Origin of the sequence: Streptomyces sp. 4N124, assembly GCF_052245395.1 — a bacterium.
GTDB lineage: Bacteria > Actinomycetota > Actinomycetes > Streptomycetales > Streptomycetaceae > Streptomyces.
This window is the reverse complement of sequence record NZ_JBQQBS010000010.1, coordinates 224407-232509: the sequence shown is the minus strand read 5'-3', so window position 1 is coordinate 232509 and position 8103 is coordinate 224407. Positions and strand designations below refer to the sequence as shown.

At 70.9% G+C, this 8103-nt stretch carries 9 protein-coding genes; 1 reads left to right on the top strand and 8 read right to left on the bottom strand.

Going from position 1 to position 8103, the window contains the following annotated elements:
• Positions 1–98: 98 nt before the first annotated feature.
• The 7 genes from ACTWQO_RS13660 to egtA all read right to left on the bottom strand — a co-directional run bounded on the left by ACTWQO_RS13660 (position 99) and on the right by egtA (position 6524).
• The gene (locus tag ACTWQO_RS13660; protein ID WP_301986271.1) at positions 99–314 is read right to left on the bottom strand and encodes a dodecin; all 216 of its coding nucleotides are present in this window, start codon (positions 312–314) and stop codon (positions 99–101) included.
• A gap of 171 nt (positions 315–485) precedes the next feature.
• Entirely contained in the window at positions 486–1196 is a 711-nt protein-coding gene (locus ACTWQO_RS13655; protein WP_443237540.1) for a polysaccharide deacetylase family protein, read from the bottom strand.
• Positions 1193–1843 carry a glycoside hydrolase family 11 protein gene (locus tag ACTWQO_RS13650; protein WP_443237549.1) on the bottom strand — a complete coding sequence of 217 codons (651 nt, stop codon included), beginning with the start codon at positions 1841–1843 and terminating at the stop codon, positions 1193–1195. Before ACTWQO_RS13650 ends, ACTWQO_RS13655 begins: the two co-directional genes overlap by 4 nt.
• Before the next feature lie 280 nt (positions 1844–2123).
• The gene (gene egtD, locus ACTWQO_RS13645; protein WP_443237539.1) at positions 2124–3086 is read right to left on the bottom strand and encodes an L-histidine N(alpha)-methyltransferase; all 963 of its coding nucleotides are present in this window, start codon (positions 3084–3086) and stop codon (positions 2124–2126) included.
• On the bottom strand, positions 3083–3868 hold the full coding sequence (gene egtC, locus ACTWQO_RS13640; protein WP_443237538.1) for an ergothioneine biosynthesis protein EgtC: 786 nt from the start codon (positions 3866–3868) through the stop codon (positions 3083–3085). Before egtC ends, egtD begins: the two co-directional genes overlap by 4 nt.
• Entirely contained in the window at positions 3868–5178 is a 1311-nt protein-coding gene (gene egtB / locus ACTWQO_RS13635; RefSeq protein WP_443237537.1) for an ergothioneine biosynthesis protein EgtB, read from the bottom strand. Before egtB ends, egtC begins: the two co-directional genes overlap by 1 nt.
• Complete coding sequence (gene egtA / locus ACTWQO_RS13630) at positions 5175–6524, bottom strand: ergothioneine biosynthesis glutamate--cysteine ligase EgtA (protein WP_443237536.1); 1350 nt, start codon at positions 6522–6524, stop codon at positions 5175–5177. Before egtA ends, egtB begins: the two co-directional genes overlap by 4 nt.
• A 280-nt stretch (positions 6525–6804) precedes the next feature.
• Here egtA and ACTWQO_RS13625 point away from each other — a divergent pair, with 280 nt between their 5' ends.
• Positions 6805–7626, top strand: a complete 822-nt coding sequence (locus tag ACTWQO_RS13625) for a TIGR02452 family protein (RefSeq protein WP_443237535.1) — start codon at positions 6805–6807, stop codon at positions 7624–7626.
• On the opposite strand, the gene ACTWQO_RS13620 is transcribed toward ACTWQO_RS13625, so the two are convergent.
• A complete protein-coding gene (locus ACTWQO_RS13620) occupies positions 7611–8054 on the bottom strand; it encodes a type II toxin-antitoxin system PemK/MazF family toxin (RefSeq protein ID WP_443237534.1) in 444 nt (147 codons plus the stop codon). The genes ACTWQO_RS13625 and ACTWQO_RS13620 overlap by 16 nt on opposite strands.
• Between the last annotated feature and the right edge of the window lie 49 nt (positions 8055–8103).

Here is an 8103-nt window from a genome sequence, read left to right as displayed (position 1 = left end):
GGGTTCACCGTCGTACGGGCGCGCTGGACCGCCCCTTCCGCCGCGCTGAAGGTGGCGCAGGAACGGGAGGGGCGGACCTGAGCGTCGGTGTCCGAACCTCAGCCCGGCTCGTCCAGCCGGAACCCCACCTTCAGGCCGACCTGCCAGTGCGCGATCTGCCCCTCCTCGATCTGGCCCCTCACCTGGGTCACCTCGAACCAGTCCAGGTTGTGCAGGGTCTGCGAGGCGCGGGTGATGCCGTTGCGGACGGCCTGGTCGACACCGTCGGGCGAGGTGCCGACGATCTCGGTGACCCGGTAGATGTGGTTGGTCATGCGGGTGCTCCTCTCCGCCGTGACACCTGCGTCACACGTCACTCCACCGTGCCCCAAGGCGCGGCGGAGCGCGACACGTCCGAGCGGCATCAGTTCGTGGCCGCGTAGGACGTGGTGTGGCGCGGCGGCCATGGGCCACCGCGCCACGGAGTGTGCGTCGGGTGTGCGGGATCAGTTCGGTGCTGCTGTTGCCGCCGTGGGGGACACGGCGCGGCCGGTCTGCGGGGAGATCATGCCGGCGCACAGATTGCGGGCGGCCAACCCCTGTGCGATGCGCGGGATCGCGGCGACCGAGTTGGCGGACCAGTCGTGCATGAGGATGACCTGGCCGTTGGTGAGCCGGCCGGCGGCCGCCACGATCGCGTCGGTGCCGGCGCCGTTCCAGTCCTGCGAGTCCACGTCCCAGAGGATCTCCGTGAGCCCGTACTTGGCCTCGACCGCCTTCACCGTCGAGTTGGTCTCGCCGTAGGGCGGGCGGAACAGTTTCGGCGTACCGCCGCCCGCGACGGCGATGGCCTGCTGGGTCCGGGAGATCTCCGAGTCGATCTGGGCCTGGCTGAGCTGGGTCAGGTGCGGGTGGGTGTAGCTGTGGTTGCCGACCCACATGCCCGCGGTGACCTGGGCCTTCACCTGTGCCGGGTTGGCGGCTGCGCGTTGGCCCTCGTTGAACATCGTGGCCCGCAGCCCGTTCTGCCGCAGTGCGTTGAGCAGGGCGGGTGTGGTGCCGGAGGGGCCGTCGTCGAAGGTGAGTCCGACGTATCCGTTGCAGGCGGCGGCCTGCGCCGGAGTGGCGTGGACGGTGAGAGTGCCCGTGGCGGCCAGCGCGACGGCGGCCAGGGTCGTCGTCAGGGGGCGTAACGGGACACCCGGTGTGGTGCTCATCCGGCCACCGTGATGTTGGAGCTCCCGCTGCTCTGGTATCCCTCCGTCGCCATGATCATGTAGTACCTGAAACTGCCGAGGGGCATCCCGGCGCGGCCCCAGGCGTCGAAGTGGTTGCCGGTGGTGATCGTGCCGCCCGTCCGCTTCTGCTGCCGCACGCTCCAGTACTGGTTGAAGGTCCTGGTGCCTTCGACGGAGGGCGCGTTGTACCGCGTCGTCTGGTAGATGTCGTACGTACCGCCGTCGCTGTTGACGGTGCCCTTGTACGTTCCCGTGGGCCGGTAGGTGCCCCAGTTGTCGACGATGTAGTACTCGACGAGCGGACTCGACGTCCATCCGTACAGCGTCAGGTAGGCGTTGCCGGACGGGTTGAAGCTGCCCGAGTAGCTCACGGTCCTGCGCGATCCGTTGCTCCAGCCCTTGCCGGCGACGAAGTTCCCGGTGTTGCGCCAGCTGGTGCTGTAGTTGCCGCCGTTGTTCAGGGTCATGGAGACCGTGCCCTGCGCGTCGGTCCAGAACGAGTAGTAGAAGCCGTTGTTGGTGCCCTCCTGGTTGGTGGTGATGACCGTGGCGGCGCGGGCGGTGCCGGGCAGTGCCAGCGCCGCCGTGGTGCCCAGCAGCAGCCCGCAGGCGGCCCTGCGGTTCATCGGGTGTGCGGATGCGATGTTCATGTGCGGGTTTCCTCCTCGTTGGCCGGGGCCGGGTTTTGGTCCATCAGTGTTGGCCTGTCTCTGTCAAGCGTCAATAGTTTCGGCATTGATCACGAAACATTCGTTGTGTTGTACAGCGGATATCTGCTGATGTGCGCAAAAGAGGGGCAGTGGCCGAGAGTAGACCTTCGAATGTTTCGAAGAAATTCCGGACATAAAAGTGGGGCAGGTGCCCAACACGGCACCTGCCCCAGCTGCGTGGGTGAACGTCAGAACATCAGCGCACCACGCTCAGCGACAGCGCGAACCGGCCCTCGCCGTCCGTCCACCAGTGGGCCAGATCGAGCCCCGCCGCGGACAGCTCGGCGCGCACGCCCTCCTTCCGGAACTTCGCCGACACCTCCGTGCGCAGTTCCTCGCCCACCGCGAAATCGATGGCGAGATCGAGCGCCGGCACCTTCACGGTCTGCGCGGTACGGGAGCGCAGCCGCATCTCGATCCATTCGTTCGCGGTGTCCCAGAGCGCCACGTGCTCGAACGCGTCGGGATCGAAGTCGGCGCCCAACTCACGGTTGACGACGGTCAGTACGTTCTTGTTGAACGCGGCCGTCACCCCGGCCGCGTCGTCGTACGCCCGCACCAGGACCTGCTCGTCCTTGACCAGGTCCGTGCCGAGCAGCAGCGCGTCGCCGGGGGAGAGCAGGGCACGGATCGAGGCGAAGAAGGTCGCACGTTCCGACGGCAGCAGATTGCCGATCGTGCCGCCGAGGAAGGCCAGCAGCCGCGGGCCCGGCGTGTCCGGCAGCTCCACCCGGGCGGTGAAGTCGGCGATCAGCGCGTGCACGCTCAGCCCCGGCCGCTCCTCGATGAGGGCGTGCCCGGCCTGGGTGAGGGCGCTGTCGCTGACGTCGACCGGGATGTACGTGTGCAGGTCGGTGAGCGCGTCGATGAGGTAGCGGGTCTTCTCGGAGGAGCCGGAGCCGAGTTCGACCAGCGTGCGGGCGTGGGTCGCGGCGGCGATCTCATCGGCCCGGGTGATCAGGATCTCCCGTTCGGCGCGCGTCGGGTAGTACTCGGGCAACTCGGTGATTTGCTCGAAGAGTTCGCTGCCGCGGGCGTCGTAGAACCACTTCGGCGGCAGTGTTTTGGGTGTGCGGGTCAGGCCGTGCAGGACGTCGGCGCGCAGGGCGGCCTCGGTGGCGTCCTCGGGCAGGGTGCGGGTGAGGTGGAACGGGCTCACGTACGGGGCTCCTTCGGTGGTGCCGTTGCCAGGTCGCCGGTGGGGTCCTTGAGCGGGGTGAGCAGCACGTCGGTGCGGCTCGCCGTGAGGAGGGTGCGGTCGGGGACCTCCTGCCAGCGCGGGTCGTCGTCGTAGGGCTCGGAGGCCACGACCGTGCCGGGGCCCGGGAGGTACCAGAGGGTGTCGCCCCAGGCCGTCGCGGCGATCGTCGCGCCGTCCGTGAGGAGCAGGTTGAGCCGGGAGCCGGGGGCCGCCGCGGCGACCTCCGTGACCGTGTCGGCGAGCGCCTGGCCCGCGTCGTCGCCGGTGCGCAGCCGGTTCAGCACCAGTGCCCAGACCAGTGCCGAGTCGCAGCGGGCCTCCAGGGACAGCAGGTCCGCCGCGGGCAGTTGCCGGGCGAGCGTGGCGAGCGAGCCGGGCCAGCCCTTGACGGCGCCGTTGTGGCTGAACAGCCACCGGTCCGCGGAGAATGGTGCCGCCGCGGCCTCCCCGTCCGCCCCCGCCTCGGTCGCGTCCCGTACGGCGGCGAGCAGAGCCGTCGTCCGGACGACCCGGGCGAGGTCCGCGAAGGACAGGTCCGCCCAGATGGGCCCGGCGCGGCGGTAACGCGCCGGGACCGGGTCACCCTCCGCGTACCAACCGACGCCGAAACCATCGGCGTTGACGGTGCCGTACCGCTGCCGCCGGGGCGCCCACGACTGCTGGTACAGGCCGTGCGGCGGCTCCACCAGAAGTCTTCGCACCGGCAACAGCGGTCCGACGTATGCCAGATGACGGCACATCAGACGTCCCCCGAGCGGGCCGTGCGGAAGCCGGAGAAGATCTGCCGCCGGATCGGATAGTCCCAGTTGCGGAAGGTGCCACGGCACGCGACCGCGTCCACGGCGAACGCACCGCCGCGCAGCACCTTGTACTCGGGGCCGAAGAACACCTCCGAGTACTCCTTGTACGGGAACGCCTGGAACCCCGGGTACGGCAGGAAGTCGCTCGCCGTCCACTCCCACACGTCACCGATCAACTGCCGTACGCCGAGCGGCGATTCGCCCTCCGGATAGCTGCCCGCCGGGGCCGGGCGGAGGTGCCGCTGGCCGAGGTTGGCGTGTTCCGGCGCGGGGTCGGCGTCGCCCCAGGGGTAGCGCATCGAGCGGTCGCCGGCCGGGTCGTGCCGGGCGGCCTTCTCCCACTCCGCCTCGGTGGGCAGCCGGCGCCCGGCCCAGCGGGCGTAGGCGTCGGCCTCGTACCAGCACACGTGCAGCACCGGCTCGTCGGGCGGTACGACCTCGGTCACGCCGAAGCGGCGGCGCAGCCACTGCTTGCCGTCGCGGTTCCAGTACAGCGGCGCGGTGACGGAGTTCTTGCGGATGTGCGCCCAGCCCTCGGACGTCCACCAGCGCGGGGCGTCGTAGCCGCCGTCCTCGATGAACGCCTGGTAGGCGCCGTTCGTCACCGGCGTCGTGTCGATGTAGAAGGGCGCCACCTCACGCCGGTGCGCGGGACGTTCGTTGTCCAGTGCCCAGGGTTCGGTGGAGGTGCCCATGGTGAACGGGCCGCCGGGGACGAGGACTTCGGCCGGACCGGTGAACAGCGGGACCGGGTCCGGGTCCGGGGCGGTGAGCGCCTGCGGGCCCTTGCGGAGCTGATGGGTGATCAGCATCGTCTCGTCGTGCTGCTGTTCGTGCTGCGCGATCATCCCGAAGGCGAACCCGGCCTCCGTGAGCCGCGTCCCGTGGAACGCGGTGCTCTCCAGCACGTCCATGACCCGGCCGCGCACCTCCGACGCGTACCGCCGGGCCTCGTCGGGCGGCAGCAGCGGCAGCGAGGGGCGCTCCGCGCGCGGGTGCTCGAAGGCGTCGTACAGGCCGTCGATCTCGGGCCGCATCGCCTCCCGCCCGGCGACGGTCCGCAGCAGCCACTGCTCCTCCTGGTTGCCGATGTGGGCGAGGTCCCACACCAGCGGGGACATCAGCGGCGAGTGCTGCGCGGTGAGGTCGGGGTCCTCGACACAGGAGGTGAGGAGCGTGGTGCGGTCGCGGGCCGTGGTGAGCGTGGCCAGCGCCTGCTCCCGGAGCTTGTCTTCTTCGGGGGCGGTCATGTGCGGATGTCCTTCCCGTGTGAGGGCCCGTGTGAGGTGGGGGTCCCCCCGGTCGAGCGAAGCCGAGACTGGGGGAGGCTCGTGCCGTTCAGCCCGTCCAGGAAGTCGTCGGCTGGACAGCGGCCCTTGATGACATAGCGGTCCTGGTACGCCCGGACGGCGTCCATGACCTGGGTGGTGGCGCCGAGCCGGGGCAGGGCGTCCAGCGCGGCCGTGAAGCAGGCGACCGCCGCCTCGTGCAACTCGGGGTCGGACAGCCCGTGCCGGGCCGCGTCGAGCCAGAGCGGATTGTGCGGCGCGGGCAGCGCCAGGGCGCGCTCGGCCAGCGGTTTCACGGTCCGGTAGGCGGTCTCGGCGGCCTCCGCGTCGTCGAAGAGGGCCGTCGTCACGGCGAGCGGCACGATCCACCCGTCGTCGCCGGGCTGCGCGTCGATCATGCGCAGTTCGAGATGGCCGCGGGGTCTGACCGGCGGGAACAGGGTCGTGATGTGGTAGTCGAGATCCTCATGGGTCGGCGGCCGTGGCGCGGCCGATCTGGTCCACTCCCGGAAGGTCAGCCCGTCCGGGACGTCCCAGGGGCCGCCGTCCTGCCGTACGCACATCACCGGCGCGTCCAGCACATGCCGGGCCCAGGCGGCACGCGGGTCCCCGTCCAGCGGGGGCGCGCCCGCGCGGCCCGCGCCGATCTCGACCCACTGCAGCTGTCGGCTGGAGCGCCAGCCGGTGGGCTGCCGTGCGGCGAGCGGGGAGTTGGCGAACGCGGCAAGGAGCACCGCGCCCAGCTGATGCGCCAGCCACCAGCGCCGCCCGTGCCCGAGGGGGCCGGGCTCCTCGTATCCCGCGTCCAGGCAGACCTGCACCGATGCCGAGGTGCACATCATGGCGCGGCCGGCCGGGCCGGTGCGGTCGAAATAGGTCTCCATGGCTTCGTAGCGCGGTTCGTGGAGGAACCGGCGGGGCGAGTGCCAGGGATCCTGGCCGACGCCGACGAGGCCGAGATCGCTCCCGGCGAGCACCGTACGGACGGCGTCGAGGTCGGCGGAGACGGTACCGATGCACTCCATCAGGGAGGTGGCGGGCTGCGAGCTGAGCTCCAGCTGGCCGCCGGGTTCGACGGTGAGCGCCGACCTCAGGGGCACGGTACGCAGTGCGGCGTAGGCCGCTGCGAGTCGTTCGGGTGTCACGGGCAGCTGCGGTGTCCGCAGCTCGTGGACGAGCCATTCCACTTCGACCCCGAGGGTGCGGGGCGGGCCGGTCTTGAAGCAGATGCCGCGGACGAGCGCTTCGACCTCGGCTTCGGAGATGGATGTACGAGGCTTCGTACAACCACTTGCCGAATCGGACATGTCGGGATCCTCCTGAGATTCCACCATGCCGCCGACCCGGCTTCCAGGTAGGCCGGAGGCGGCACACCCGATCCACCCAAGACCCTCGCGTCGCTTCGCACAAGGGTGCGTACCGGCACGTTCGGGACCCGTAACCTCCGCGTCCCGGGTGCTTGTCCGAGCGTTTCCGGGGGCGGAAAACTCTGTTGCACCGCATGACCAGCATCGCTCACGATGCGTGCATGAGCACGACGGGGGAGCGCGCGGGGCGCGCGGTCATGACACCCACGGGGGTGGCGCCATGAGCGCGCGCCTCCGTGGCATCGCGCGGGAGACCGAGCAGATCGTCGCGGCCGGCGCCTACCGCGCCTCCGACGGCAGCGAGGTGTCCCTCGCGGCGGCGATCGAGGCCGCGCGGTCCGGCACGCGGATGTACGGCCCGGACCCGGTGCCGGTGACTCCGCCGCCTTCATCCGACCCGTTCTTCGAGGTCACCGGCGAGAGCAGCCTGGAGGCCGCCCGTCGGCTCGGCTCCGGAGCGGCCGTCCTGAACTTCGCCTCGGCCCGCAACCCCGGCGGCGGTTTCCTCAACGGCGCGCAGGCCCAGGAGGAGGCACTGTGCCGGGCCTCCGCGCTGTACACGTGCCTGGTCGGGGTGCGGGAGTTCTACGACCACCACCGCGCCCACCGTGACCCGTTCTACACGGACCGTGTCATTCACTCACCGGCCGTACCCGTCTTCCGCGACGACCGCGGCCACCTGCTGGACGAGCCCTACACCGCCGGATTCCTGACGGCGGCGGCACCGAACGCCGGGGTGGTCCTGCGCACGGTGCCGGAGCGCGTGCAAGAGCTGCCGCGGGCCCTGGCCGTGCGGGCCGAGCGGGTGCTGGAGACGGCCGTGGCGAACGGCTACCGGCGACTGGTGCTGGGCGCCTGGGGCTGCGGTGTGTTCCGCAACGATCCGGCGCAGGTGGCGGGAGCGTTTCGGGGGCTGCTGGTCGAGGGCCGGTTCGCCGGATGCTTCGAGCACGTGGTGTTCGGGGTACTGGACCGCACCCCGGGAGCCGTGGTGCGCGAAGCGTTCGTACGGGCGTTTCCGGAGCGTCAGCTCCAGCCGTAGCGCAGCCGCAGCCGGTGCACCACGAGGTTGAACCTCATCCGGTCCAGCGCGCACGCCTCCCGCCGCATGCCCTCCTCGTGCAGCCGCAGCACCCGGTCGACGTCGACCCACGAGTCGCGCCCCGACTTGTCCCACGGCCCGTTCCCGATCGGCACCCACTCCCGGTCGCCGTCATGCCGCTTGCTGGACAACTGCACGGCGAGAAACGTCCCGGCGGCCTCACGGGCGACCACGAGAACCGGCCGGTCCTTGCCCCGCCCGTCGTTCTCCTCGAAGGGCACCCACGTCCACACGATCTCCCCGGGATCGGGGTCGCCGTCGTGCGCGGGCGAGTACTCGGTGCGCACGCGGCCGACCTCACGGGGGTCGGCCTCGGTGGTGGCGGTGGGACCGTAGCGGCCGGGGATGTCATCGGTGGGTGCGCTCACCCGGCTCACAGTAGAGGGTGACTGCGGGCCCCCGGCAACGAGGGCCCGC

Excerpts from the sequence above, each read along its gene's own strand:
- egtC (WP_443237538.1), bottom strand. The coding sequence starts at position 3,868 with ATGTGCCGTCATCTGGCATACGTCGGACCGCTGTTGCCGGTGCGAAGA.
- ACTWQO_RS13650 (WP_443237549.1), bottom strand. The coding sequence starts at position 1,843 with ATGAACCGCAGGGCCGCCTGCGGGCTGCTGCTGGGCACCACGGCGGCG.
- egtB (WP_443237537.1), bottom strand. The coding sequence starts at position 5,178 with ATGACCGCCCCCGAAGAAGACAAGCTCCGGGAGCAGGCGCTGGCCACG.
- ACTWQO_RS13655 (WP_443237540.1), bottom strand. The coding sequence starts at position 1,196 with ATGAGCACCACACCGGGTGTCCCGTTACGCCCCCTGACGACGACCCTG.
- egtA (WP_443237536.1), bottom strand. The coding sequence starts at position 6,524 with ATGTCCGATTCGGCAAGTGGTTGTACGAAGCCTCGTACATCCATCTCC.
- ACTWQO_RS13625 (WP_443237535.1), top strand. The coding sequence starts at position 6,805 with ATGAGCGCGCGCCTCCGTGGCATCGCGCGGGAGACCGAGCAGATCGTC.
- ACTWQO_RS13660 (WP_301986271.1), bottom strand. The coding sequence starts at position 314 with ATGACCAACCACATCTACCGGGTCACCGAGATCGTCGGCACCTCGCCC.